Below are 26,549 nucleotides of genomic sequence, written 5' to 3'. Positions count from 1 at the left end.
ATACGGTAGTCGCTTAGCAGAATAAACAGACAGCAGTGTCTGTTTCCCAAGGGAGTTTAGCTCAGCTGGGAGAGCATCTGCCTTACAAGCAGAGGGTCAGCGGTTCGATCCCGTTAACTCCCATTTTCTTTTTTATGGAAGAAGAGGTCCTGTAGTGTAGCGGTTATCACGTCGCCCTGTCACGGCGAAGATCGCGGGTTCGATTCCCGTCAGGACCGTCGAAACAGAGTTTCGAAGAAAAGGTAAGACTCGTTAGCTCAGTTGGTAGAGCAATTGACTTTTAATCAATGGGTCGCTGGTTCGAGCCCAGCACGGGTCATTTTATGCGGGTTTGGCGGAATTGGCAGACGCACCAGATTTAGGATCTGGCGCTTTCGGGCGTGGGGGTTCAAGTCCCTTAACCCGCATAGTAAAGAAATAGGCCGGCTTAGCTCAGTTGGTAGAGCATCTGATTTGTAATCAGAGGGTCGCGTGTTCAAGTCATGTAGCCGGCATAAGAGGAAAGATGCGAACGTAGTTCAGTGGTAGAACACCACCTTGCCAAGGTGGGGGTCGCGGGTTCGAATCCCGTCGTTCGCTTTAAGAGGCCGGGGTGGCGGAACAGGCAGACGCACAGGACTTAAAATCCTGCGATGGCAACATCGTACCGGTTCGATTCCGGTCCTCGGCATAAGAGCGCACCCTTAGCTCAATTGGATAGAGTACCTGACTACGAATCAGGCGGTTAGAGGTTCGACTCCTCTAGGGTGCATGACTCGCTTAATGGAGACATTAGGGGAGGTTTATTTTTACTAGCCACTAGTAAAGAAGAGATATCGGGAAGTAGCTCAGCTTGGTAGAGCACTTGGTTTGGGACCAAGGGGTCGCAGGTTCGAATCCTGTCTTCCCGATTAATGGCGGTGTAGCTCAGCTGGCTAGAGCGTCCGGTTCATACCCGGGAGGTCGGGGGTTCGATCCCCTTCGCCGCTATTTTTTTACCTTGTTGGTTGTTGGACCTTTAGCTCAGCTGGTTAGAGCTCTCGGCTCATAACCGAGTGGCCGTAGGTTCAAGTCCTACAAGGTCCATTATTTGGAGGATTACCCAAGTCCGGCTGAAGGGAACGGTCTTGAAAACCGTCAGGCGTGTAAAAGCGTGCGTGGGTTCGAATCCCACATCCTCCTTAAAATATTGTTAACGCGGGATGGAGCAGCTAGGTAGCTCGTCGGGCTCATAACCCGAAGGTCGTAGGTTCAAATCCTGCTCCCGCAATTAAATTATGGCTCGGTAGCTCAGTTGGTAGAGCAATGGATTGAAGCTCCATGTGTCGGCGGTTCGATTCCGTCTCGCGCCATTGGTATTTTTATATCAATCCAAGTTATACTTGGGCGCGTAGCTCAGATGGTTAGAGCGCACGCCTGATAAGCGTGAGGTCGGTGGTTCGATTCCACTCGTGCCCATTAGTTTTAAGAGATGGAGAATTACTCAAGAGGCTGAAGAGGACGGTTTGCTAAATCGTTAGGTCGGGCAACTGGCGCAAGGGTTCGAATCCCTTATTCTCCGTAGTTAACGAGATTATCTTAGGATATTCTCGTTTTATTGTATCTAAATATTGAGGTGCTATATGAATCCCTACAAAAAATCTAAATTAGTTGTTGTTTTTTCTATTTTGTTGGTTTTTTCTTTATCTTTTCTCTTCTTAACTGTTAAACAGGATATGAAAATTCCCTATTTAACAGATGGGATTAGGCAGTCTATGTCAAGTATTGATGATATTATTTCTAAACCATCTCATTTTTTTTCTAATCAAAAAGATGTTGTAAACGAACTGATGTTTGCTTATAAGGAGAATCAAGAATTAAAAGAAACTTTAGCTGGTTTGGAAAATAGTATTTCTGAGATGGAATCGTTAAAGAAGGAAAATGAGAGTTTACGTCAAAATTTAAATATGAAAGAGCAGCATATGGATAAGCCTTTGTTTTCTGCTTTAGTCTCTGTTCGAAGTCCTAAATCTTGGAATCAAGAACTCATTTTAAATATTGGTCAAAATGCTGGTTTAAAGGATGACATGTTAATTGTTGCAAACGGTTCTTTGATTGGAACTATTGAATCTTTGGCTAGTGATTCGACTAAAGTTAAATTATTGACGAATTCTGATGATTTTTCTAAAATTCCTGTCAAAATTTCTCTTGAATCAACGGAAGTTTATGGTATTCTTTCAGGTTATGACACTGATACTCATTCATTTATTGTTAATCAATTAAATAGTGATGTGCACATCTCTGAGGGATCTAGTGTGGTTACTAGTGATTTGGATGGGGGGACGCCTTCTAATATTCCTGTTGGAAAAGTTTCTTCAGTGAGGACTAGTTCTAGTAATTTGAATAGAGAATTATTCATTCAGCCTTCTGCTAATTTTTCTAATATATATGCTGTGACAGTAGTGGGGCAATAAGGAATGAATAGAAAAATGATTACTTACCTAGCTCCCCTAATTGTCTTTTTAGCTTTTCTCTTGGATGGCCAGTTGACAACACTTCTCATCAATTTGGCACCTGGTTCTATTTCCATTTCAAGTCATATTCTTTTGATGGTAGGTATCTTTCTTTCCTTCCATCTGCCGTTGGCGTATAGTTTGATTTTATTTAGTATTATTGGTATGATTTATGATCTCTATTACTTAGGGATTATTGGTATTGCTATTACTTTGATGCCCTTATCGCTCTATCTAATCTATTATTTTTATCAAAATATGAAATACAGCATGGTCACTAATCAAATTATATTAATAGTCATCATCTTTATTTTTGATTTTTTTGCATTTTTGTTAGCTAGACTTTTCTTTTTAACAAATTTGTCTATGTTTATCTTTGTTTTTTATGATTTGATGCCAACCTTGCTCTTTAATTTTCTTTTTCTCCTTTTCTTGCAACCCTTATTAAGACGAGTTTTTTTAATCACAAACAAGACATAGAATTGTAATAAACGCGTAACATATAAACGCGTTTTTTCTGTTAGAATAATAAAGTCAGAAAGAATAGAGGAGTTTATCTATACATGAAGAAAAAAATCTTAGCAGCCCTTTTATTGACTACTGTTGCTTTGTCAAATCTTGGCAATGTTGCGTTGGTAAAAGCTAATGATACGGATAGCCAAATTGCGGCTCAAGATAGTAAAATCAATGAAATTGCTGGTAAACAAGAAGCAGCTCAAACAGAAGTTGATGCGATTCAATCAAAAGTAGACACCATTCGTGCTGAGCAAAGTCGTTTGACAGCTGAAAACGAAAAATTAGAAGCAGAATCAAAGAAATTGATTGCTGAGATTGAACAATTAACTGCTGATATTGTTTCACGTGACTCAGCTCTCAAAGAGCAAGCTCGTAGTGCGCAAACAGATGCTTCAGCTTCTAGTTATATTAATACCATCTTGGACTCTAAATCGGTTGTGGATGTAGTTTCTCGTGTAAATGCAATGCGAGAGATTGTTACAGCAAACAATCGCATGTTGGAAAAACAAAAAGTAGATAAAGAAGAACTAGCTAAAAAACAAGAAGAAAATCAAAAAGCGATTAATATTGTTTGGGAAAACCAACAAAAGTTAGCTGATGATAAGAAAGTTCTTGAAACACAAGAAGCAGCCCTCAAAGTTGCACAATTAAGTTTAGCAGCTGAGAAAGCTACTGCTGAAGATAAAAAAGCAGAACTAGTTGCTCAAAAAGAAGCAGCCGAAGCAGCAGCTAGAGAAGCAGCAGCTCGCCAAGCTGCTTATGAGGAAGAGCAAAGACAAGTACGCTTGCAACAACAGCAAGCAGTTGCACCAGTAGCTAGCTCTGTAGTAGCGACACCGGCAGCACCAGTAGTAACGCCAGTTGTATCTACACCAGCTGAGACTCCAGCTCCAGCCGCTCCAATCGTTTATAGTGCAGGTAACACTTATCCAGTTGGCGAATGTACTTGGGGTGCTAAGGCTGTGGCTCCGTGGGTTGGAAACTACTGGGGCAATGGTGGTCAATGGCTTGGTAGTGCCCGTGCTGCAGGCTTCCGTACAGGTTCTACACCACAAGTTGGTGCTGTAGCAGTATGGACAGGTGGCTATTATGGTCACGTAGCCGTTGTTACAGATGTAAATGGTTCACAAATTCAAGTGGTCGAATCAAATTATGCAGGAAACAGATCAGTAGGTAACTACCGTGGTTGGTTTAACCCAGCTGCTGACGGAGTTACAGGTTACATCTATCCAAATTAAGATTATTACAGATAAAAAATGTGGTTCGCCACATTTTTTTTGATTTAATTGAAAAATGATTAAAAAAGCGTTAAAATAGTATAGAAGAAAAAATAGGAGGCTATCATGGCGTTTTCTGACTTAAAGTTGTTTGCACTTTCGTCAAATCAAGAGTTGGCAGCGAAGGTTGCAAAGCAAATTGGACTTTCACTTGGGAAGTCTACAGTTCGTCAATTTTCAGATGGTGAAATTTCGGTCAATATTGAAGAATCAATTCGTGGCAGTCACGTTTACATTCTCCAATCAACGAGTTCACCTGTTAATGATCATTTAATGGAAATTTTGATCATGGTAGATGCCTTGAAACGAGCATCTGCTGAGTCAGTGAATGTTGTTATTCCTTATTATGGATATGCACGTCAAGATCGTAAGGCACGGGCACGTGAACCAATTACGTCAAAATTGGTTGCCAATATGTTGGAAACTGCTGGTGTTGATCGGCTATTGACGATTGATTTACATGCGGCACAGATTCAAGGTTTTTTTGATATTCCTGTTGATCATTTGATGGGCGCTCCCCTGATTGCAGATTATTTTGAGCGTCGTGGAATGATGGGAGAGGGCTATGTTGTCGTTTCTCCAGATCATGGTGGTGTGACTCGTGCTCGTAAGTTGGCTCAATTTTTGAAAACACCAATTGCTATTATTGATAAACGCCGTAGTGTCAATAAGATGAACACTTCTGAGGTGATGAATATCATTGGAAATATCGAGGGCAAGACTTGTATCTTAATCGATGATATGATTGACACGGCTGGCACTATTTGTCATGCGGCCGATGCTCTTCAAGAAGCTGGTGCAGTGGAAGTATATGCTTCTTGTACCCATCCGGTTTTATCAGGTCCCGCTATGGATAATATTTCTAAATCAGCTATTAAGAAATTGGTTGTTTTGGATACGATTGAAATTCCTGAGGAACGGTTGATTGATAAAATTGAACTGATTTCAACAGCGGATCTATTAGCAGAAGCCATTATTCGGATTCATGAGAAGCGTCCTTTATCTCCTCTATTTAACAACTAGAGAACAATTTAAAGTGAGAAGAGTTTTAACCCTTGGTTAGCTCTTCTTTTTATAGTTTTAATTTTCTGAAAATTGTATTATAATAGAAAGGCGAAAGTAATACTCAAAGAAAATCAAAAATAGATGAGGCAAAGCGACGCAGACATACCTAGCGGTAGGTAAGGAGTTTTAACAAAATCTAATTTTGATTTTCAAAGAGTATAAAGTGAGGTAGTAGAATGGATTTGAACCAACGTTTTAACAAACAATTAGATCGGATTGAAGTTTCTATGATTCGTCAATTTGATCAGTCGATTTCAGATATTCCTGGTATTTTGAAACTGACTTTGGGAGAGCCTGATTTTACGATTCCTGAGCATGTGAAGAACGCTGCAAAGGCTGCTATAGAGGCTAATGAGGGTCACTATACGGGTATGGCAGGGCTCTTGGAATTGCGACAAGCTACATCAGAGTTTCTCAAAGAAAAATATAATTTATCCTATGCCGCCGATCAGCAGATTTTGGTCACTATCGGTGCGACCGAGGCCCTATCAGCATCACTTGTTGGCATCTTGGAAGCAGGGGATACCGTTCTTCTTCCAGCACCAGCTTATCCTGGCTATGAGCCTATTGTCAATATGGTTGGAGCTGACATCGTTGAAATCGATACAACAGGAAATGATTTTGTCCTGACACCTGATATGTTGGAAGCAGCTATTTTGGAGCAAGGAGACAAGCTTAAGGCAGTCATTCTTAACTATCCAGCTAATCCAACTGGGGTCACCTATTCCCGTCACCAAATCAAAGCTTTTGCTCAGATCTTAAAGAAATACCCTATTTTCGTCCTTTCTGATGAGGTTTATGCCGAGCTAAACTATACAGAGGATTCTCATGTATCCATTGCGGAATACTTGCCAGAGCAGACAATCTTGATTCAAAGTTTATCAAAATCTCATGCCATGACCGGTTGGCGAATTGGGATGATTTGTTCCTCACCGATGATTATTCGTCAATTGATTAAGAGTCATCAGTATTTGGTTACTGCTGCAGCAACACCTATGCAGTTTGGTGCTATCGAAGCCCTAAAAAACGGGAAGGATGATGCTTTGCCAATGCGGGATGAGTATCGGGTCCGCAGGGATTATATCATTGAGAAAATGACGGAATTAGGTTACCATATTATTAAACCAGATGGGGCTTTCTATATTTTTGCTAAAATTCCAGCTGATTACAATCAGGATTCGTTTGCTTTCTTGCAGGATTTTGCGCGTAAAAAAGCAGTGGCCATGATTCCAGGTGCCGCCTTTGGCAAATATGGGGAGGGCTATATCAGACTTTCTTATGCAGCTAGCATGGAAACGATCAAAGAAGCAATGAAGCGTCTTAAGGAATACATGGAAGAATGCAAGGGATAGAAACAAAGGGCTTGGTCCTTTACAATCGAAACTTTCGTGAGGATGATAAGCTGGTCAAGATTTTTACGGAGCAGGCTGGCAAACGCATGTTTTTTGTTAAACACGCGAGGAAGTCTAAGCTGATAGCAGGAATCCAGCCCTTAACTGTAGCGGATTATAGTCTGAAGTTAAATGAAGAGGGCTTGGGCTATATCGATGATGTTCATCAAATCAAGACCTTTAAACGGATTCATGAAGATATCTTTACCTTGTCCTATGCTTCTTATATTGTGTCTTTAGCTGATGCTTGTATGCAGGATGGCATCGCTGATGCCGGACTCTTTGCCTTTCTGGAGAGGACCTTGGATTTGATGGAATCTGGATTGGATGCGGAAGTTCTGACCAATATCTTTGAGATTCAGATTTTGGGTCGTTTTGGTGTTTCGCTGAACTTTCATGAATGTGCCTTTTGCCATCGCGTCGGTCTTCCTTTTGATTATTCTTATCAGTATTCAGGGGTGCTTTGTCCCCAGCATCTTCATGAGGATCCGAGACGGTCACATATAGATCCTAATGTTCTCTACTTGCTGGATCAGTTTCAATCGATTTCTTTTGCAGATTTAGAGACCATTTCTATCAAAGCAGAGATGAAGCAGAAATTGCGGATTTTTATTGATCAACTCTATGAGGAATATGTCGGGATTCATTTAAAAAGTAAGAAATTCATTGATGATTTGGATAAGTGGGCTCATATTATGAAAACAAAAGAGGATAAAAAATAGATTAGATTGCTTGTGTGGGCAATCTTTTTAAAAACGAAAATGTCCAGGAAATATGCTATAATATAGCCAGTAGTTTTAGTGAGGAGTCTAAGAATGAAGAAAATTGCCGTTGACGCTATGGGCGGCGACCATGCCCCAAAAGCCATTGTAGAAGGGGTTAATCAAGCCCTAGCCATTTTTTCAGATATTGAAATCCAACTTTATGGGGATGAGGCGAAGATCAAGCACTATTTGACAGCGACTGAGCGGGTCAGTATCATCCATACAGATGAAAAAATTAATTCGGATGATGAACCTGCCAAAGCTATTCGTCGCAAGAAAAATGCTTCTATGGTATTGGCGGCCCGTGCGGTGAAAGAAGGAAGGGCCGATGCGGTCTTGTCTGCTGGGAATACTGGAGCCCTTCTGGCAGCTGGACTTTTTGTAGTCGGCCGTATCAAGGGGATTGAGCGTCCTGGTTTGCTATCAACCTTACCGACAGTCGATGGTCAAGGTTTTGATATGTTAGACTTGGGTGCTAATGCGGAAAATACAGCTAGCCATCTCCACCAGTATGCCGTCTTAGGTTCCTTTTACGCGGAAAATGTTCGTGGGATTGCTAAGCCTCGTGTTGGTTTGCTCAATAATGGAACAGAAGAAAGTAAGGGCGATCCTTTACGGAAAGAAACCTATGCCCTTTTACTAGCTGAAGATAGTATCCACTTTGTAGGTAATGTGGAGGCGCGTGAACTCTTAAATGGTGTCGCAGATGTGATTGTAGCGGATGGTTTCACGGGAAACGCTGTTTTAAAAACAGTTGAGGGAACAGCTATGTCCATTATGGGGCAGCTCAAATCTGCCATTGAAAAGGGTGGTTGGAAAGCTAAGATTGGCTATCTTTTCATGAAAGACGCCTTGCGTTCATTGAAGAAAACCTTGGATTATTCAGATGCTGGCGGAGCAGTCCTCTTTGGTCTGAATGCCCCAGTTGTTAAGGCCCATGGGTCTAGTGATGCCAAATCTATTTTCAGTACGATCAAACAAGTTCGGACTATGTTAGATAGTCAAGTTGTCAAAAAGTCGGTTGAAAAATTTTCGATCAAGGAGGATTCACAATGACAAAAGATGAAATTTATGCCAGAATTCAAAAAATCTTAGTAGAGCAAAAAGGAGAAGACTTCCTTATCAGCCCAGACCTATCTTTGAACGATCAGATTGCTGAAGATTCTGTGGAAGTGATGGAATTTGTCATTAGTTTGGAAGATGAATTTGGAATGGATATTTCGGATCATGATATTGAAAATCTGACAACTCTTTCAGATATTGTTTCCTACATCCAAAATAAAAACGTACGCTAAAAACGTACGTTTTTTATTATATAACAACTTATATTCTGTTTATTATTTTAATTTGTTTATCAGTGTGGTATAATCAAGAAAAAATATAAGTTAAAGGCGAACGATAATTGAAAAAAGAATTGATTTATTCGGGGAAGGCAAAAGATCTCTATAGTTCAGAAGATGAGAATTTGATTGTTTCGGTTTACAAAGACCAGGCAACGATGCTTAATGGTGCTCGTAAAGAGGCTATTGTTGGCAAGGGAGCTCTTACCAATCAGATCTCATCTCTTATTTTCCAAAGATTAGCGCATGCAGGTGTGGCGACGCATTTTGTTAAGCAGTTATCTGATAGGGAGCAAATGAATCAAAAAGTTGATATCATTCCCTTAGAAGTGGTTTTGCGAAATGTTTCTGCTGGTTCCTTTGCTAAGCGTTTTGGGATGGAGGAAGGCGAGCCATTGGAGCAGCCAATCATTGAGTTTTATTACAAAAGCGATGAGCTGGATGACCCTTTTATCAATGATGATCATATTCGACTATTGAAGATTGCAAATCAGGAAGAAATCTCTTACCTTAAATCAGAAACCTATCGCATCAACGAACTGTTGAAGGATTGGTTTTCACAGGTTGGGCTCAATCTCATTGACTTTAAATTGGAGTTTGGCAAAGATAGGGATGGAAAGATTATCTTAGCAGATGAGTTTTCACCTGACAATTGCCGTCTCTGGGATGAAAATGGAAACCACTTGGATAAGGATGTTTTTCGTAGAAACCTAGGTTCCTTAACCGATGTTTATAAAATGGTTTTGGAAAAATTGAAGGAACTGGATTAGAGAAAGGAAGAAAGCCCTTAAAATAAAAGAGAAAATCAGTATAGAGATTGCTTCTACTAAGAATTAGAAACAATCTCCGTACTATAGTCAAATGAATTAACTTTAGAACTAGGAACTGAGGTGCAGGCAGCTCCAACAGTCAGGGAAGTGACTGTTGGAGACGGGAAATAAAAACTGCCGAAAGTCAGTTCACCTTACAGTCAGGGGAGTGACCGTTGGAGGTTGGTAATAGAAGGAACTCAGTTTCTCTCAACTGAAGTATGGCAAGCCGATAGTGACACCGTATTAAAGTTAATTCAAAAGACTATATTTTGGTTATTATCTTGATGGGCCGGGTATCTTAAAATGAACAAACGGATTTTTGTCGAGAAAAAAGACAGTTTTTCTATTAAATCACAAGCTCTTTTAAAAGAACTGATTCATCATTTGCAACTGTCTAGTTTGACTGACTTACGGATAGTGCAGGTTTACGATGTGTTCAATCTAGCAGCTGATTTGGTTGATCAGGTAGAACAGCATATTTTTTCCGAACAGGTGACGGACAATCTGTTAGAGGAGGCGGTTCTCCAAGCCGACTTGGCCAACTATGCCTTTTTTGCCATTGAATCGTTGCCTGGTCAATTCGACCAGCGAGCTGCTAGTTCTCAAGAAGCCTTGCTTCTGCTTGGTTCTTCAAATGATGTGAAAGTGCATACGGCTCAACTTTATTTGGTCAATAACGATATCACTGAACCTGAGTTGGCCGCAATCAAACATTATTTGCTCAATCCAGTTGATTCTCGCTTTAAAGATATTGAAGCTGGAATAAAAGAACATGCTTTTTCGGAATCGGATAAAAGGATTCCAAGTTTGGATTTCTTTGCTACCTATTCAGCTGATGATTTTACAAACTACAAGAGCCAAGAAGGTTTGGCTATGGAAGTGGACGACCTCCTGTTCATTCAAGAGTATTTTAAGTCCCTTGGTCGCGTGCCAACGGAGACAGAGTTGAAAGTTTTGGATACCTACTGGTCTGATCACTGCCGTCATACCACTTTTGAAACTGAGTTGAAGCAGATTAACTTTTCTGCTTCAAAATTTCAAACTCACCTGCAGGCTACCTATGATAAATACTTGGCCATGCGTGAGGAATTGGGACGTTCGGATAAACCACAGACCCTTATGGATATGGCGACTATTTTTGGTCGTTATGAGCGTGCCAATGGGCGTTTGGATGATATGGAAGTATCGGATGAAATCAACGCCTGCTCGGTAGAAATTGAAGTAGATGTGGATGGAGTCAAGGAAGCTTGGCTTCTCATGTTCAAGAATGAAACGCACAATCATCCGACAGAAATTGAACCATTTGGTGGAGCTGCGACTTGTATTGGCGGAGCTATCCGTGATCCCTTGTCAGGACGGGCCTATGTTTATCAGGCGATGCGTATTTCTGGTGCAGGGGATATTACCAAAACGTTGACAGAGACAAGACCAGGGAAACTGCCACAACAGGTCATTTCCAAAACAGCGGCGCACGGTTATTCTTCCTATGGGAATCAAATCGGTTTGGCCACGACCTATGTGAGGGAGTATTTCCATCCAGGTTTTGTTGCCAAACGCATGGAGTTAGGAGCCGTTGTGGCTGCAGCTCCTAAGGGCAATGTGGTTCGGGAGAAGCCTGTCGCTGGTGACCTGGTTATTCTACTTGGTGGAAAGACGGGTCGTGACGGGATTGGTGGAGCTACTGGATCTTCAAAAGTTCAAACAGCGGAATCAGTTGAAACGGCTGGTGCAGAAGTGCAAAAAGGGAATGCTATTGAGGAGCGCAAGATCCAACGTCTCTTCCGTAATGGAGATGTGACGCGCCTCATCAAAAAATCCAATGACTTCGGTGCAGGTGGTGTTTGTGTAGCCATCGGTGAGTTGGCGGACGGTCTGGAAATTGATTTGGACAAGGTACCGCTTAAGTATCAGGGGCTCAATGGTACGGAAATTGCTATTTCTGAATCACAGGAGCGCATGTCTGTGGTGGTAAAACCTGAGCATGCGACTATTTTTATCGCAGCATGTGCTAAGGAAAATATTGATGCGGTGGTAGTTGCTAAGGTCACGGAAAAACCTCATCTAGTTATGACTTGGAACGGACAAACCATTGTGGATATCGAGCGTTCTTTCTTAGATACTAATGGCGTGCGCGTGGTAGTGGATGCTAATGTGGTAGATAGCTCAGTAGAAATGCCTGAGGTGCGAACTACTTCGCTGGAAAATTTAGAAAGTGATATTCTGGCCGTCTTGTCTGATCTCAATCATGCTAGTCAGAAAGGACTTCAAACCATCTTTGATAGCTCAGTCGGTCGTTCAACCGTCAATCAGCCTATCGGTGGGCGCTATCAAATGACACCAAGTGAAAGCTCTGTACAGAAATTACCCGTACAAAGAGGCGTTACCAAGACAGCTTCTGTCATAGCCCAAGGCTTCAACCCTTATATTGCTGAATGGTCACCTTATCACGGAGCTGCCTATGCCGTCATCGAAGCGACAGCTCGCTTGGTGGCTACAGGTGCCAATTGGTCCCAATCTCGCTTCTCGTATCAGGAATATTTCCAACGGATGGACAAGCAGGCTGACCGCTTTGGACAACCTGTTTCAGCCTTACTGGGTTCCATTGAAGCACAGATTCAGCTGGGACTCCCATCCATTGGTGGTAAAGATTCTATGTCTGGAACCTTTGAAGAGTTGACGGTACCACCAACCTTGGTAGCCTTTGGGGTGACAACTGCTCATGTGGATAAGGTCTTATCGCCAGAATTCAAAGAAGCTGGTCAGTATATCTATTATTTGCCAGGTCAAACAATCTCAGAAAAGATTGATTTTGATTTGATGAAAACGAACTTTGCCACATTTGAGGCGATTCAGACAAAATATGCCATCACGGCTGCCTCAGCTGTCAAGTATGGGGGGGTGGTGGAATCGCTAGCTCTCATGTCCTTTGGGAATCGGATTGGCGTGAATGTTGAACTGGTTGACCTTGACATGAGCTTGACAGGTCAGTTGGGAGGCTTTGTCTTTACTTCAAGGGAAGAAGTTGCAGATGCCATCCAGATTGGCCAAACAATCAGTGACTTTACGCTTATTGTCAATGGACTTTCATTGCCTGGCAAGAAGTTACTGGCAGCCTTTGAGGGGAAACTGGAAGGAGTCTATCCGACAGAGTTCCAACAGGCTACTGATATCAAGGCAGTTCCAAGAGTGGTGTCCGAAGTTCCTCTCCAAGCTCCGGAAACCATAGAAAAACCCTTGGTTTACATTCCCGTTTTTCCAGGAACTAACTCAGAATACGATTCAGCTAAAGCCTTTGAAGAGGCCGGTGCACTTGTTACGGTAGTTCCTTTTGTGACTCTGAATGAAGCTACCATTGCCGAGTCGGTCGATACCATGGTGAAAACTATCGAAAAAGCGAATATCTTCTTCCTTGCAGGCGGCTTCTCAGCAGCAGACGAGCCAGATGGGTCGGCTAAATTCATCGTCACTATCTTACGCAATCAAAAAGTAGCGGCAGCCATAGAGGCATTTATTGAAAAAGGCGGTCTCATTATTGGTATCTGTAATGGTTTCCAAGCTTTGGTTAAATCTGGGTTCTTGCCTTATGGTAATTTTGAGGACATATCTGCAAGTAGTCCAACTCTTTTTTACAATGATGCCAATCAACATGTGGCAAAGATGGTCGAAACCCGCATCATCAATACTAACTCGCCTTGGTTAACAGGCGTTCAAGTTGGTGATATTCATGCCATACCGGTCTCACATGGGGAAGGGAAGTTTGTCCTCAGTGATGAAGAATTTGCTTGCTTATGTGAAAACGGGCAAATCTGGAGTCAGTATGTGGATTTTGATGGTCAGCCAAGTATGGATTCTAAGTACAATCCTAATGGCTCCAGCCATGCTATCGAAGGAATAGTGAGTGAAAATGGGCAAATTATCGGTAAGATGGGGCATTCAGAACGCTGGGAAAAGGATCTTTTCAAAAATATTCCTGGAAATAAAGATCAGAAACTCTTTGCTTCAGCGGTTGCTTATTTTACAGGCAAGTAAAGTAGACTATTTTGGAGCTGTACGACTAGAGTAATGGCAGAGAATTTGTCGAGCAAATAATGAGTTTTATCTCACTTTCATGAAAAAAGGAAAAAACAATGACATACGAAGTTAAATCGCTCAATGAGGAATGTGGTCTGTTTGGCATTTGGGGACATGCAGATGCAGCTAAGGTGACCTATTTTGGGCTTCACAGCCTGCAACACCGTGGTCAAGAGGGAGCAGGCATTATTTCGAACAACCAGGGTCAACTGCTGGCCCATCGTGATACTGGTTTGCTTTCTGAGGTCTTTAAAGTTCCGGAAGATTTGGATAAACTCACCGGTTCGGCAGCTATTGGTCATGTTCGCTATGCAACGGCTGGCGAAGCTTCCATCAGCAATGTTCAACCTTTTCTCTATCGTTTTACGGAGGAGCAATTTGGACTCTGCCATAATGGAAATTTGACCAATGCTATCAGTCTCAAGAAGGTCTTAGAGGGACAAGGAGCCATTTTTAACGCGTCGTCGGATACGGAAATTCTCATGCATCTCATTCGCAGAAGTCACAATCCAAGCTTTATGGGTAAGGTCAAAGAAGCTCTTAATACAGTCAAGGGTGGCTTTGCCTATCTCTTGATGACTGAGAATAAGCTGATTGCTGCCTTGGATCCCAATGGTTTTCGTCCGCTATCGATTGGAAAAATGAAAAATGGAGCTTGGGTAGTGTCATCCGAGACCTGTGCTTTTGAAGTGATTGGTGCTGAGTGGGTGCGGGATGTCAAGCCAGGGGAACTTGTCATCATTGATGATTCTGGCATTACATTCGACACTTATACGGATGAAACGCAGCTGGCGATTTGTTCCATGGAGTACGTCTACTTTGCCAGACCGGATTCTACCATCCACGGGGTCAATGTTCATACAGCCCGCAAACGAATGGGAGCCCAGTTGGCTCGTGAATTTCAGCATGAGGCAGATATCGTAGTCGGTGTACCCAATTCGTCCTTGTCAGCGGCTATGGGATTTTCAGAAGCTTCTGGATTACCAAATGAAATGGGGCTGATTAAAAATCAATACAGCCAGCGGACTTTTATCCAGCCAACCCAAGAATTACGGGAGCAAGGTGTTCGTATGAAACTATCTGCCGTATCTAGTGTGGTGAAAGGCAAGCGCGTGGTTATGGTGGATGACTCAATTGTACGTGGGACAACCTCTCGCCGCATTGTTCAGTTACTCAAGGAAGCGGGAGCATCGGAAGTCCATGTAGCGATTGGGAGTCCAGAGCTCAAGTATCCTTGCTTCTACGGCATCGATATCCAGACTCGGCGGGAGTTGATTTCAGCTAATTATACAGCAGAAGAAATCTGTGAGATTATTGGAGCAGATAGTTTGACTTACCTATCATTGGAAGGGTTGATTGACTCTATTGGTATTGAAACCAATGCTCCAAATGGTGGGCTCTGCGTAGCTTACTTCGATGGTAACTTTCCAACCCCCTTGTATGACTATGAAGAACCCTATCTTAAGAGCTTGAAGGAAAAAACAAGCTTTTACCTGGAAAAGTAAAAAAGGAAATCGTATGATAGAAAAAAATGCATATGCCAAAGCAGGAGTGGACGTTGAGGCGGGTTATGAAGTTGTGGAGCGCATCAAAAAACACGTCGCACGTACCGAGCGCCTGGGCGTCATGGGAGCACTTGGCGGATTTGGTGGCATCTTTGATTTAAGTCAACTGGATGTCAAGGAGCCTGTCTTGGTTTCAGGGACAGACGGTGTGGGAACCAAGCTGATGCTGGCTATCCAGTACGACAAACATGATACCGTTGGCCAAGATTGTGTAGCCATGTGTGTCAACGATATCATCGCAGCTGGGGCAGAACCTCTCTACTTTTTGGACTATATCGCGACTGGAAAAAATAATCCTGCTAAACTAGAACAGGTGGTGGCTGGTGTAGCGGAGGGCTGTGTTCAAGCTGGAGCCGGTCTCATTGGTGGTGAAACAGCTGAAATGCCGGGCATGTATGGTGAGGGTGACTATGACCTAGCTGGTTTCGCAGTGGGGATTGCGGAAAAATCGCAAATCATCGACGGCTCAAAAGTAGCCCAAGGAGATATTCTTTTGGGACTCGCTTCAAGTGGCATTCATTCGAATGGCTATTCTCTAGTTCGCCGTGTCTTTGCGGACTACTCCGGTCATGAAATCTTACCAGAACTAGAAGGCAAGCCACTGAAAGATGTGTTGCTGGAGCCGACCCGAATCTACGTCAAAACTGTCTTACCCTTGGTTAAAGAAGGACTAGTCAATGGGATTGCCCATATCACTGGCGGTGGCTTTATCGAAAATGTACCCCGTATGTTCGGTCATGATTTAGCTGCGGAAATAGAGGAAGACAGGATTCCAGTTCTACCAATCTTCAAAGCCCTTGAAAAATATGGTAACATCAACCATGAAGAGATGTTTGAAATTTTCAATATGGGCATCGGTCTCATGCTAGCAGTTAAGCCTGAGAATGTGGACCGCATCAAGGAGTTGGTGGATGAACCGGTTTATGAACTTGGACGGATTGTTGAAAAAACGGATGCTAGTGTGGTGATTCGCTAATGAAAAAAATCGCTGTGTTTGCCTCTGGTTCTGGCTCTAATTTTCAGGTTATTGCTGAGAATTTTTCGGTTGAATTTGTTTTTTCAGACCATCGGGACGCCTACGTTCTGGAAAGAGCTGAAAAATTAGGAGTCTTATCCTATGCCTTTGAGCTCAAGGAGTTCGATGACAAAGCATCCTATGAAGAGGCTATTATCGATTTGCTAGACCTGCATCAGATAGACTTGGTTTGCTTGGCTGGTTATATGAAAATCGTCGGACCTAAGCTTTTGTCCGCTTATGAGGGTCGCATGATCAATATTCATCCTGCCTATCTACCAGAATTTCCAGGAGCTCATGGGATTCTAGACGCTTGGGAGGCAGGTGTCCCAGAAAGCGGCGTCACCATTCATTGGGTAGATTCAGGTGTGGACACCGGGCAAATCATCAAACAGGTGCGCGTGCCACGGTTGCCAGACGATACGATAGAAAGTTTTGAAAATCGAATTCACCAAGCGGAGTATGCAGTCTACCCGCAAGTGATTAAGGAGATTTTACATGATTAAATTGAAAAATCCCCAGCTGGCTGCAGACCTCTTTTCCGGATGGGAGGAAACTATCATCTGGACTTGTTTGCAGGGCGAAATGGGAGAAATTTGGGCGGACAGAACTGAAAATCCTCATTCTGCCTTGGCCTTATTTGGCAAATTCGGGTCCTTCGGATTTCTAGCGGGTCAAGCGAATCTCGATTTCATCGAGCATTGTCGAGGAAAAGATGTCATTTTCGTTCCGCAAGACCAAGCCTGGGTCGATTTGATAGAAGAGCATTATGGAGATAGTGCCAAAGCTTTTACCCGCTATGCGACTAAGAAGGACACGATTTTTGATAGAGAAAAGTTGGAAAAGATCCTTGCTACTTTGCCAGCAGAGAACGAACTCAAACTGATAGATGAAAAGCTCTATGAGGTTTGCTTATCTGAACCTTGGTCACAAGATTTGGTAGGTAATTATGATAACTATGATCATTATGTAAAAGCAGGTCTTGGTGTAGCCATTCTATACGAAGATCAGCTGATTTCGGCAGCTTCCTCTTTTTCTTCCTACGATATAGGATATGAGATTGAAATCGATACCCACAAGGATTTCAGGCGAAAAGGTTTGGCAACCATTGTCGCAGCCAAGTTTATCATAGAATCTTTAAATAGAGACCACTATCCAAGTTGGGATGCCCATAATCAGGCATCGCTAGCCCTCGCTCAGCAACTAGGTTATGAATTTTCTCATGAATACCTGGCCTATGAGATGAAGTGGAAATGTCACCAAGAACCGAAAAAAATTTGACCACTGGCGAAAAAGGCAGTAGACTTTAGGCAAGAGCTTATTCCAAATCTAAAAGTCAAGAGGAGCTTCCATATGTTATCGTCTAAAAAAACCAGTCGCTATTTATTTTATGCTTATCTTATTTTATTAACTTGGTGTATTTTATTTAAATTTGAAACTCGCTTGGAGTTTTTGGGTTTTTTCAGTAGTCCGAGAGTGATAAACTGGCTTCCTTTTGCGGAACCGATGATTGTTAACGGGAATATTGTCTGGGCTGAGATGGCCTTTAATCTTCTCTTCTTCATTCCTTTTGGTGTTTGTATTCCTCTTATAAGGGAGGGGAGGTCACCTTGGAAAATAATAGGTGCTGGTTTCTCGCTCAGTTTACTCTATGAGTTGCTGCAATTTATCTTAGCTATCGGCATGGCTGATGTGACAGACCTGATTTTTAATACCTTGGGAGTTGTTTTGGGTTTATTGGTCTATCACCTATTTTTAAAAATAACGAAGACCCAGACTAGAAAGTGGGTTAACACAATAGGCCTGATTTTTGTCGGCCTTCCTCTCATCGTTTTGATTTTATTAGTGATAGTTGGACTGTAATTGATTTTAAAAGGAGAAAACATGACAAAACGTGCTTTAATCAGCGTATCTGACAAGGCGGGCATCGTAGAATTTGCCAAAGAGCTCAAAAACTTTGGATGGGACATCATCTCAACAGGTGGTACCAAGGTTACTCTTGATAATGCAGGGATAGAAACCATTGCCATTGACGATGTGACCGGCTTCCCTGAAATGATGGATGGTCGCGTTAAGACCCTCCACCCGAAGATCCACGGCGGACTTTTGGCTCGTCGTGATGTGGATACCCACTTGCAAGCAGCGACCGACAACAATATTGAACTCATCGACCTGGTTGTGGTCAACCTCTATCCCTTCAAGGAGACCATTCTGCGTTCATATGTGACCTACGATTTGGCGGTGGAAAACATCGACATCGGCGGTCCTTCCATGCTCCGTTCGGCGGCAAAAAACCACGCCAGTGTGACTGTCGTGGTGGATCCAGCTGATTACGCACTGGTCTTGGAGCAACTGGCTGAAAATGGGGAAACCAGCTATGAAACCCGTCAGCGCCTAGCAGCAAAAGTCTTCCGTCACACCGCTGCTTATGATGCCCTCATTGCAGAATATTTCACCGCACAAGTTGGTGAGACCAAGCCTGAAAAGCTGACCATCACCTATGATCTTAAACAGCCAATGCGCTACGGAGAAAACCCACAACAGGATGCGGATTTCTACCAAAATGCCTTGCCAACAGAGTATTCTATTGCAGCTGCTAAACAGCTCAACGGTAAGGAACTCTCTTTCAATAACATTCGCGATGCGGATGCGGCCATTCGTATTATCCGTGATTTCAAAGACCGTCCGACTGTTGTAGCTCTCAAACACATGAACCCTTGTGGCATTGGGCAGGCAGATGACATTGAAACGGCTTGGGATTATGCCTATGAAGCAGATCCAGTTTCCATTTTTGGCGGTATCGTTGTTCTCAATAGAGAAGTAGATGCTGCGACGGCTGAGAAGATGCATCCGATTTTCTTAGAAATCATCATCGCACCGAGCTACTCGGAAGAAGCGCTAGCTATTTTGACCAACAAGAAGAAAAACCTACGTATCCTGGAACTGCCATTTGATGCTCAAGATGCCAGCCAAGTGGAAGCAGAGTACACAGGTGTAGTTGGCGGACTCCTAGTTCAAAACCAAGATGTCATCGAGGAATGCCCAGCAGACTGGCAGCTGGTGACGGAACGCCAACCTGATGAACAAGAAGCGCGTGCCTTAGAATTTGCTTGGAAGGCTATCAAGTACGTCAAGTCTAACGGCATAATTATCACCAATGACAAGATGACTCTAGGAGTGGGACCTGGCCAAACCAACCGTGTGGCTTCTGTCCGCATCGCTATCGACCAAGCCAAAAACCGACTTGAAGGTGCTGTGTTGGCATCGGATGCCTTCTTCCCATTTGCAGATAATATCGAAGAAATTGCAGAAGCTGGCATCAAAGCCATCATCCAACCAGGGGGCTCCGTCCGCGACCAAGATTCCATCGATGCTGCCAACAAGCACGGCATCGCCATGGTCTTTACCGGCGTGCGACATTTTAGACACTGATCTTAAAGGAAAATCACTTGTTTTGATTCGTCATTTTAGTATAATCTTGTGTGACAGCATTCTAGTTAATAGATTGAAGAAAAAGTCCATTTTGGACCGAAACTTCAATCTTTTTTTCTTGTTTTCGATCCGTAAATTTTAAGTAAATTTAGAGCCTATATATGCCTTCTGATTGCATTTCACTCGGTCTTCTGCCTGAATTTATACGTAGATGACATAAGCTGGTATTAAAATGAGCAAGTAAGTTCCCAGCCAGATGAGGAAAGAATGCCACCATCTCCATCTTTCAAGTCGTTTATCCAAATATAGATATGTGACAGCGAATAGGGGACATTGAATAAGAGAAATAATGAAGGCATAAAAGTTAATAAAGATGAGCCAACTAGTAGCAGGGTCGCTCGTACTGAGGATGAATATGTAAGTCCACATGACTAGCTGCAAAGAGAGAGTGCCCAAAAACCATATTTCAAAAAATTTCATATAGAACTCCTTATCTCAGAAACCTATTTAAAAACTGATTCGAATACTTTATTTTAACACAAATTAATAAGATGTCCGAGAGTTTCTCAAAACCTATTTAGGGCAACTTACAATTTATAAGCGTTTTTCTGTGTCAAATATATCATGCATATTAGGGCTATATTACAGAAAAGTCTACAAGTAACAGTCGAGTTAAGCTTTTGTGAAATAGCACTAGATAGTACCAATCTATGATTTTTTTATGCTAGTATGTTTCTATACTAAAAAATGAAAAGGTAGTAACAAATAAATATGAAGAAACAAATTGTTTTAGCATCAACTTTGGCCCTAACTCTCTTAGCATCAGCAAGAGCGCAAGCAAATGTGGTATCGCAACCTTGGATCCCTCGCTCTGTTGAGGAGATTCGTGCGGATATTAGCTCTGACCAAGAAGGGAAAACCTACACTATCCAGTATGGGGATACCTTGTTTTCTATCGCTTACGCAATGGAAATCGATATGAATTTTTTAGCACAAGTCAACCAAATCAGTAATTTAAACTTAATTTTCCCAGATACAACACTCAAAACAAAGTATGATCAAAACTATGAATTGGTAGAAATTGAAATTGAACAACCTGATACATCTGCAGTTGTAGATCTTCAAAATAAGCAAGTGGTGGTGGAAGATGAGGTAGTCGCGATTCCGGAAGCACCAGCTCCGGAAGTTCCGGCCACTGAAGCACCTACCACAGAATCACCAGTAACCGAAGCTCCAGCTACTGAAACACTAATCACAGAAGTCCCCACAAGCGAAGTCCCTGTCATAGAAGAAGCGGTTACCGAAATACCTATTACAGAAACTCATGCAACATCAGTTTCGGCAACCGAAGTTCCGACTTCCGCACCAACACAAGCCGCTGTACCGACAACTACTGTGAACACAAGTGGCTTACAGCCAAAAGCGGCAGCATTTATGAATGAAATTGCGAGCATCTATGGAATCACAAGCTTTTCAACCTTCCGCCCTGGTGATCCACAGGATCACGGAAAAGGTTTAGCTGTGGACTTTATGGTACCAATCAGTTCAGCTTTAGGTGACCAAATTGCTGATTACACAGCAGCTAATATGGCCTCTCGGGGTGTATCCTACATCATTTGGAAGCAACGCTTCTACGCACCATTCAACAGCATTTACGGACCAGCCTACACATGGAACCTCATGCCAGACCGTGGCAGCATCACAGAAAACCACTATGACCATGTTCATGTGTCATTTAATCCGTAAGATGAATTTTCAGTGAAGTGAAAAAATATTAAAAAATTGATAAAACTTTCAGTTGATTGAAAGTTTGAAGATAAGTATTACACCCTAATCGGAAAGATTGGGGTGTTTTTGTGTGATGGGAATAGTGTAATTTTAAAAAGATAGAATAAGCTCTTATCTATCCAATTGGGAAATAAAATCTGTATTTTAAACATAAATAGGGATTTGATTATTTATCTTTCTAAAAAAACGAACCTTTGTTTAGGATATTTGAAAAAAACATCGCACAAAACAATTAAAACGAACAAATATGTTATAATGTTTTTATATAATTCGTCAAATAACTATTTTTACAAATAAAACTCAAATTTTGTTTAATTCCAATCGTTTTTCTTGATAGTGAGGTGTTGTAGCTATGAAATTATTAGTTGTTGGTTCGGGTGGTCGTGAGCACGCCATTGCGAAGAAGTTGTTGGAATCTCCGCAGGTGGAGCAAGTTTTTTTGGCTCCTGGAAATGATGGTATGACCTTGGATGGATTGGATTTGGTTCCAATTGCTATTTCCGAACATTCCAAACTGATTGATTTTGCCAAAGAAAAGGACATTGCCTGGTCTTTCATCGGTCCGGATGATGCTCTTGCAGCTGGCATTGTGGATGATTTTAATGCGGCGGGGCTCAAAGCCTTTGGTCCCACTAAACTAGCTGCGGAGCTGGAGTGGTCTAAGGATTTTGCCAAAGAAATCATGGTCAAATACGGCGTCCCAACAGCAGCTTACGGCACTTTCTCTGATTTCGAGCAAGCCAAAGCCTACATCGAAGAGCAGGGTGCTCCCATCGTGGTCAAAGCTGACGGTTTGGCACTGGGCAAAGGCGTGGTCGTGGCTGAAAGTGTGGAGCAAGCGGTAGATGTGGCTCGTGACATGCTTTTGGACAACAAGTTCGGCGACTCCGGTGCCCGCGTGGTCATCGAGGAGTTTCTGGACGGTGAGGAGTTCTCCCTCTTTGCCTTTGTCAATGGCGACACCTTCTATATCATGCCGACCGCTCAGGACCATAAGCGTGCCTACGACGGCGACAAGGGGCCAAACACTGGTGGCATGGGGGCTTATGCACCGGTTCCCCACTTGTCAGATGACCTCATCAACCAGTCCATCGAAACCATCGTCAAGCCAGTCCTTAAGGGCATGATTGCCGAAAACCGTCCTTATCTGGGCGTCCTTTACTGCGGTCTTATCGTGACGACTGACGGACCTAAGGTTATCGAGTTCAACGCTCGCTTCGGCGACCCTGAAACTCAGATTATCCTGCCTCGTCTGACTTCTGATTTTGTCCAAAACATCAGCGACATCCTAGACCAGAAACCAGCAGAGCTGACCTGGACCGATCAAGGCGTGACGCTTGGTGTGGTGGTTGCCTCAAAGGGCTACCCTCTCGATTATGAGAAAGGCGTGATCTTACCAGAAAAGACAAGTGGCGATATCATCACCTACTATGCCGGGGCTAAGTTTGATGAAAAAGGCCAAGCACTGCTTTCAAACGGCGGACGAGTTTACATGCTGGTCACCACAGCTGATAGCGTCAGAGAAGCTCAAGAAAAAATTTACTCAGAGCTGAAAGCTCAAAATACAGAAGGCCTCTTTTACAGAAATGATATCGGAAGCAAAGCTATAAGAGAGTAAGTTCTGAAAAGTCAATTAATTATTAGAGTAAAATTGGTGGCCGAAGGGTACCCGCTTGATAATGGGTGCCGTAGTGAAAAGACCATAACTTAACAGTTATGGCGAGGGAAACTTTGAGACTTTAGGCTCAAAGTTTAGGAATGAAACCGAAGGTTTGCTTCCGACCCCACTACCTAAGCCCATTATCAAAAAAGAAAGAAGTAAATATGAAACCAGTAATCTCCATCATCATGGGCTCCAAATCCGACTGGAGCACCATGCAAAAAACCGCCCAGGTTCTAGATAACTTCGGCGTTGCCTACGAGAAAAAAGTCGTCTCTGCTCACCGCACGCCAGACCTCATGTTCAAACATGCGGAGGAAGCGCGTGGTCGTGGCATCAAAGTCATCATCGCAGGAGCAGGCGGAGCAGCTCACTTGCCAGGCATGGTAGCAGCTAAAACGACCTTGCCAGTCATCGGCGTACCCGTTCAATCGCGAGCTCTTTCTGGCCTCGACTCACTTTATTCTATCGTACAAATGCCAGGTGGCGTGCCAGTCGCAACCATGGCGATCGGTGAGGCAGGTGCAACCAACGCAGGCCTAACTGCTCTTCGCATCTTGTCTATTGAAGATGCTAAAATCGCCCAAGACCTAGCTGATTTCCATGCAGAACAAGGCCGTATCGCAGAGGAGTCAACAAATGAGCTGGACTAAAACAATCGGTATTATCGGAGGCGGCCAACTGGGTCAGATGATGGCCATTTCTGCCATCTACATGGGCCACAAGGTGATCGCACTGGACCCAGCTGCGGACTGCCCTGCCTCTCGCGTGGCAGAAATCATCGTGGCGGATTATGATGATGTGGAGGCCCTGCGTCAACTGGCTGAGAGATGCGATGTCCTCACCTACGAATTTGAAAATGTGGATGCGGATGGACTCAATGCGGTCATCAAAGAAAACCAACTGCCTCAAGGCACCGACCTCCTGCGCATCTCCCAAAACCGTATTTTTGAAAAAGACTTCTTGGCAAAAAAAGCCGGAGTTCAGGTGGCACCCTACAAGGTCATCAAGTCCAGTAGCGACCTGGCAGACCTGGATTTGACAAAAAAATACGTCCTCAAAACCGCAACAGGTGGCTACGATGGACATGGGCAAATGGTCATTGCATCCCAGACAGATTTACCTGCCGCAACTGATTTAGCGGATACAGCGGATTGTGTTCTGGAAGAATTTGTTTACTTTGACTTGGAAATTTCCGCTATCGTATCAGGAAATGGGCAAGATGTAACGATCTTCCCAGTTCAAGAAAACATCCACCGCAACAACATTCTCTCAAAAACGATTGTACCAGCCCGCATTTCAGATGAGCTAGCTGAAAAAGCGCAAGCCATGGCGGTGCAAATTGCCAAAAAGCTGGAGTTATCAGGAACCCTTTGTGTGGAAATGTTTGCGACCGACCATGACATCACTGTTAATGAGATTGCACCCCGCCCCCACAACTCGGGCCATTATTCTATCGAAGCTTGCGATTTCTCCCAGTTTGATACTCATATCTTGGGCATTTTAGGCATGCCATTGCCACAAATCAAGCTGCATGCACCAGCCGTCATGCTCAATGTCTTGGGCCAGCACATGGAAAAAGCGCAAGCCTTTGTTCAAGAAAACCCTAGCGCTCATCTTCATTTATATGGTAAAATAGAAGCGAAACACAACCGCAAGATGGGGCATGTGACGGTGTTGGGAGAGGAAGCAGATGAATTTGGAACTAGTCTGGATTTTTAAAGGAGAATTTTATGGGTGAGTTATCTATTAAAAGGAATGAACTTTCTATAAAAGGCAGAAATGTAGATAATCAGTTATCCATCAATTTCTTAAAGAATAACAACATGGAACAAGTAAGTAGGTATTTTTCAACGGTAGTTAATTCATATAAAGAAATTAAGAAAAAGATTAATCCGGAAGAAGTATATGTTGTTCGATTTACACAGGAGCAGTTAAAGAAGTTTCAGAAAGGTGAAATTGATTTTCAGAGGACTGCAGATAGAAAATCACTATTGCCAAATTTTGTTACAAAAGGAACAAATAATGAGATAGTTTCAAAGGCTAGGTTAGAAAAAATAATTCTAGACAATCCTGAAGCTTTACAAAATGTTATTTCCAATGTCAATCAATTAGTTAATGCTCAAAAAATTGCAGATTTAGAAATTTTATTAACCGCATGTTGTCAAGTCAAGTGCAACAAGTTGATTGATAACTAGAGATCCAGAGGTTAAGCTATTTGGGCTATCCCAAATAGGAATTTTGAAGATTGGTATTGAAGAAGTCGTCTCGGGCGCTCATTTCGCATGTTGTCAAGTCAAGTGCAACAAGTTGATTGATAACTAGAGATCCAGAGGTTAAGCTATTTGGGCTATCCCAAATAGGAATTTTGAAGATTGGTATTGAAGAAGTCGTCTCGGGCGCTCATTGATGGCTGTGATATAGTTGTCAAGTTCTTCAGAGGTTAGTGAATTAAAAGAGTTTCCTTTAGGGATATATTCTCTGAGGAGACCATTGAAGTTCTCATTTGTACCTCTCTCATGTGAAGAATATGGATGTGCAAAGTAAACATCAACAGCTTCCAAGTCTGAGAGTAAACTAAATTCAGAACCATTATCAGCTGTAATGGATGCAATAGGATACTGACTTGTAAGTTGTTTGACAGCACAATTAATGGTATGGGACTGTTTGTCTTCTAGCTTAACTCCTAGTGCATAGCGTGTCTGGCGCTCTACCAAAGTCAAAACAACAGCTTCACCTTTGGTTTTCTTTCCAAGAACCAAGTCAATCTCCCAATGACCAAATTCAGAACGGTCATTGATACACTCAGGACGTTCTTCGATAGACTGACCTAAAGTTTTCTTATTCGTCTTAATGACTGGCTTAGAACGTTTCCTGATACTGACCATCTTAGGTAAATCGATTGGTTTTATAACTAACAGCCCCTCTTTGATATAGCGATAAATGGTTTTGGTAGAGGGAACAACCTCCTCAGGATGATTTGCTTTATAAGTCTGAACGAAACTATCTACGCTATGAAGACGAATTTTAGCTTTCAAGGCATATCCTAATTGCTCAATGAATTTAGCGGAGCAGTCATTCAACTTGAGATAAGAGCACTTTTGACGATTGGATTCATAGACACGCTGTCCGCTATCAGCGAAATAGGCACTGAAATAGGTACGTTTCCCATTCTTATCCTGTACCTGATCCACCGAACCACGTTTGATTTCTCGACTGATTGTCGACCGGTGACGACCTAGAAGACGAGCGATTTCAGCCGGTTTCTTTCCCATTTTAAGATAAGCAGCCATTTCGCCACGTTCCGAGGCTGAGAGATGAGAATAGGTTGATTTTTTGGTAGAATGAGTGTTGGACATGTTCATCTGCTTTCTATACTGAG

Annotated in this window: 22 protein-coding genes and 16 tRNA genes; 37 read left to right on the top strand and 1 reads right to left on the bottom strand. The window is 42.7% G+C overall.

Translation table 11 applies throughout. The features are described from left to right. Nucleotides 1–50 precede the first annotated feature (50 nt). From BN1356_RS12200 to BN1356_RS12700, 37 genes are all read left to right on the top strand, one after another. Nucleotides 51–123: transfer RNA gene (locus BN1356_RS12200), tRNA-Val, on the top strand. 22 nt (nucleotides 124–145) lie between these two features. Continuing rightward, nucleotides 146–218, top strand: a tRNA-Asp gene (locus tag BN1356_RS12195). Between the two features lie 28 nt (nucleotides 219–246). Beyond that, nucleotides 247–319 (top strand) — tRNA-Lys (locus tag BN1356_RS12190). A gap of 6 nt (nucleotides 320–325) precedes the next feature. Beyond that, nucleotides 326–407, top strand: a tRNA-Leu gene (locus tag BN1356_RS12185). 14 nt (nucleotides 408–421) lie between these two features. Beyond that, nucleotides 422–494 (top strand) — tRNA-Thr (locus tag BN1356_RS12180). 13 nt (nucleotides 495–507) lie between these two features. Continuing rightward, nucleotides 508–579, top strand: a tRNA-Gly gene (locus BN1356_RS12175). A gap of 7 nt (nucleotides 580–586) precedes the next feature. After that, a tRNA-Leu gene (locus tag BN1356_RS12170) sits at nucleotides 587–670 on the top strand. A gap of 7 nt (nucleotides 671–677) precedes the next feature. Continuing rightward, nucleotides 678–751 (top strand) — tRNA-Arg (locus tag BN1356_RS12165). A gap of 65 nt (nucleotides 752–816) precedes the next feature. Beyond that, a tRNA-Pro gene (locus tag BN1356_RS12160) sits at nucleotides 817–890 on the top strand. A 5-nt stretch (nucleotides 891–895) separates the two neighbouring features. After that, a tRNA-Met gene (locus BN1356_RS12155) sits at nucleotides 896–969 on the top strand. A 22-nt stretch (nucleotides 970–991) separates the two neighbouring features. Continuing rightward, a tRNA-Ile gene (locus BN1356_RS12150) sits at nucleotides 992–1,065 on the top strand. Between the two features lie 6 nt (nucleotides 1,066–1,071). Then, nucleotides 1,072–1,161 (top strand) — tRNA-Ser (locus tag BN1356_RS12145). A 14-nt stretch (nucleotides 1,162–1,175) separates the two neighbouring features. Continuing rightward, a tRNA-Met gene (locus tag BN1356_RS12140) sits at nucleotides 1,176–1,249 on the top strand. A 9-nt stretch (nucleotides 1,250–1,258) separates the two neighbouring features. Continuing rightward, nucleotides 1,259–1,331: transfer RNA gene (locus BN1356_RS12135), tRNA-Phe, on the top strand. A gap of 32 nt (nucleotides 1,332–1,363) precedes the next feature. Then, a tRNA-Ile gene (locus BN1356_RS12130) sits at nucleotides 1,364–1,437 on the top strand. 15 nt (nucleotides 1,438–1,452) lie between these two features. Further along, nucleotides 1,453–1,540: transfer RNA gene (locus BN1356_RS12125), tRNA-Ser, on the top strand. 61 nt (nucleotides 1,541–1,601) lie between these two features. After that, nucleotides 1,602–2,432, top strand: a complete 831-nt coding sequence (mreC, locus tag BN1356_RS12120) for a rod shape-determining protein MreC (protein ID WP_093651632.1) — start codon at nucleotides 1,602–1,604, stop codon at nucleotides 2,430–2,432. A gap of 15 nt (nucleotides 2,433–2,447) precedes the next feature. After that, nucleotides 2,448–2,951: a rod shape-determining protein MreD gene (gene mreD / locus BN1356_RS12115; protein WP_245620351.1), complete on the top strand. Its 504-nt coding sequence runs from the start codon at nucleotides 2,448–2,450 to the stop codon at nucleotides 2,949–2,951. A gap of 83 nt (nucleotides 2,952–3,034) precedes the next feature. Beyond that, nucleotides 3,035–4,225: a peptidoglycan hydrolase PcsB gene (pcsB, locus tag BN1356_RS12110; protein ID WP_093651630.1), complete on the top strand. Its 1,191-nt coding sequence runs from the start codon at nucleotides 3,035–3,037 to the stop codon at nucleotides 4,223–4,225. Nucleotides 4,226–4,330: 105 nt separating this feature from the next. Continuing rightward, nucleotides 4,331–5,287 (top strand): ribose-phosphate diphosphokinase, encoded by a 957-nt coding sequence (locus BN1356_RS12105; RefSeq protein ID WP_093651629.1) that lies wholly within the window; start codon nucleotides 4,331–4,333, stop codon nucleotides 5,285–5,287. A gap of 218 nt (nucleotides 5,288–5,505) precedes the next feature. Next, a complete protein-coding gene (locus BN1356_RS12100) occupies nucleotides 5,506–6,681 on the top strand; it encodes a pyridoxal phosphate-dependent aminotransferase (protein ID WP_093651628.1) in 1,176 nt (391 codons plus the stop codon). Beyond that, on the top strand, nucleotides 6,669–7,442 hold the full coding sequence (recO, locus tag BN1356_RS12095; protein ID WP_093651627.1) for a DNA repair protein RecO: 774 nt from the start codon (nucleotides 6,669–6,671) through the stop codon (nucleotides 7,440–7,442). The genes BN1356_RS12100 and recO overlap by 13 nt, the downstream gene beginning before the upstream one ends. Nucleotides 7,443–7,535: 93 nt before the next feature. Continuing rightward, nucleotides 7,536–8,540: a phosphate acyltransferase PlsX gene (gene plsX / locus BN1356_RS12090; RefSeq protein WP_093651626.1), complete on the top strand. Its 1,005-nt coding sequence runs from the start codon at nucleotides 7,536–7,538 to the stop codon at nucleotides 8,538–8,540. Further along, nucleotides 8,537–8,779, top strand: coding sequence for a phosphopantetheine-binding protein (locus tag BN1356_RS12085; RefSeq protein WP_093651625.1), 243 nt, complete (start codon nucleotides 8,537–8,539; stop codon nucleotides 8,777–8,779). The genes plsX and BN1356_RS12085 overlap by 4 nt, the downstream gene beginning before the upstream one ends. A 107-nt stretch (nucleotides 8,780–8,886) precedes the next feature. Beyond that, nucleotides 8,887–9,594 carry a phosphoribosylaminoimidazolesuccinocarboxamide synthase gene (purC, locus tag BN1356_RS12080; RefSeq protein WP_093651624.1) on the top strand — a complete coding sequence of 236 codons (708 nt, stop codon included), beginning with the start codon at nucleotides 8,887–8,889 and terminating at the stop codon, nucleotides 9,592–9,594. A 345-nt stretch (nucleotides 9,595–9,939) separates the two neighbouring features. Then, on the top strand, nucleotides 9,940–13,665 hold the full coding sequence (locus tag BN1356_RS12075; protein WP_093651623.1) for a phosphoribosylformylglycinamidine synthase: 3,726 nt from the start codon (nucleotides 9,940–9,942) through the stop codon (nucleotides 13,663–13,665). Nucleotides 13,666–13,763: 98 nt separating this feature from the next. Beyond that, a complete protein-coding gene (gene purF, locus BN1356_RS12070) occupies nucleotides 13,764–15,212 on the top strand; it encodes an amidophosphoribosyltransferase (RefSeq protein ID WP_093651622.1) in 1,449 nt (482 codons plus the stop codon). 13 nt (nucleotides 15,213–15,225) lie between these two features. Continuing rightward, complete coding sequence (gene purM, locus BN1356_RS12065) at nucleotides 15,226–16,248, top strand: phosphoribosylformylglycinamidine cyclo-ligase (RefSeq protein ID WP_093651621.1); 1,023 nt, start codon at nucleotides 15,226–15,228, stop codon at nucleotides 16,246–16,248. Next, the gene (gene purN, locus BN1356_RS12060; RefSeq protein ID WP_093651620.1) at nucleotides 16,248–16,793 is read left to right on the top strand and encodes a phosphoribosylglycinamide formyltransferase; all 546 of its coding nucleotides are present in this window, start codon (nucleotides 16,248–16,250) and stop codon (nucleotides 16,791–16,793) included. The genes purM and purN overlap by 1 nt, the downstream gene beginning before the upstream one ends. Next, entirely contained in the window at nucleotides 16,786–17,568 is a 783-nt protein-coding gene (locus BN1356_RS12055) for a GNAT family N-acetyltransferase (protein ID WP_093651619.1), read from the top strand. Before purN ends, BN1356_RS12055 begins: the two co-directional genes overlap by 8 nt. Nucleotides 17,569–17,640: 72 nt before the next feature. Further along, entirely contained in the window at nucleotides 17,641–18,150 is a 510-nt protein-coding gene (locus BN1356_RS12050; RefSeq protein ID WP_093651618.1) for a VanZ family protein, read from the top strand. A 21-nt stretch (nucleotides 18,151–18,171) separates the two neighbouring features. Further along, nucleotides 18,172–19,719, top strand: a complete 1,548-nt coding sequence (gene purH / locus BN1356_RS12045) for a bifunctional phosphoribosylaminoimidazolecarboxamide formyltransferase/IMP cyclohydrolase (RefSeq protein ID WP_093651617.1) — start codon at nucleotides 18,172–18,174, stop codon at nucleotides 19,717–19,719. 771 nt (nucleotides 19,720–20,490) lie between these two features. Then, nucleotides 20,491–21,465: a LysM peptidoglycan-binding domain-containing protein gene (locus BN1356_RS12035; RefSeq protein WP_093651615.1), complete on the top strand. Its 975-nt coding sequence runs from the start codon at nucleotides 20,491–20,493 to the stop codon at nucleotides 21,463–21,465. Nucleotides 21,466–21,859: 394 nt separating this feature from the next. Continuing rightward, nucleotides 21,860–23,125 (top strand): phosphoribosylamine--glycine ligase, encoded by a 1,266-nt coding sequence (gene purD / locus BN1356_RS12030; protein ID WP_093651614.1) that lies wholly within the window; start codon nucleotides 21,860–21,862, stop codon nucleotides 23,123–23,125. 206 nt (nucleotides 23,126–23,331) lie between these two features. Further along, the gene (gene purE, locus BN1356_RS12025; protein WP_093651613.1) at nucleotides 23,332–23,820 is read left to right on the top strand and encodes a 5-(carboxyamino)imidazole ribonucleotide mutase; all 489 of its coding nucleotides are present in this window, start codon (nucleotides 23,332–23,334) and stop codon (nucleotides 23,818–23,820) included. Next, a complete protein-coding gene (gene purK, locus BN1356_RS12020) occupies nucleotides 23,807–24,889 on the top strand; it encodes a 5-(carboxyamino)imidazole ribonucleotide synthase (RefSeq protein WP_093651612.1) in 1,083 nt (360 codons plus the stop codon). The genes purE and purK overlap by 14 nt, the downstream gene beginning before the upstream one ends. Nucleotides 24,890–24,900: 11 nt before the next feature. Beyond that, entirely contained in the window at nucleotides 24,901–25,365 is a 465-nt protein-coding gene (locus BN1356_RS12700; protein WP_176694288.1) for a hypothetical protein, read from the top strand. A gap of 138 nt (nucleotides 25,366–25,503) precedes the next feature. Here BN1356_RS12700 and BN1356_RS12010 read toward each other — a convergent pair whose 3' ends face one another. Next, nucleotides 25,504–26,526: an IS30 family transposase gene (locus BN1356_RS12010; protein WP_141651815.1), complete on the bottom strand. Its 1,023-nt coding sequence runs from the start codon at nucleotides 26,524–26,526 to the stop codon at nucleotides 25,504–25,506. Between the last annotated feature and the right edge of the window lie 23 nt (nucleotides 26,527–26,549).

Origin of the sequence: Streptococcus varani (assembly GCF_001375655.1) — a bacterium.
In the GTDB taxonomy this organism is placed as follows: domain Bacteria; phylum Bacillota; class Bacilli; order Lactobacillales; family Streptococcaceae; genus Streptococcus; species Streptococcus varani.
The sequence above is the reverse complement of the archived record's forward strand: the minus strand, read 5'-3'. Positions and strand labels throughout refer to the sequence as shown.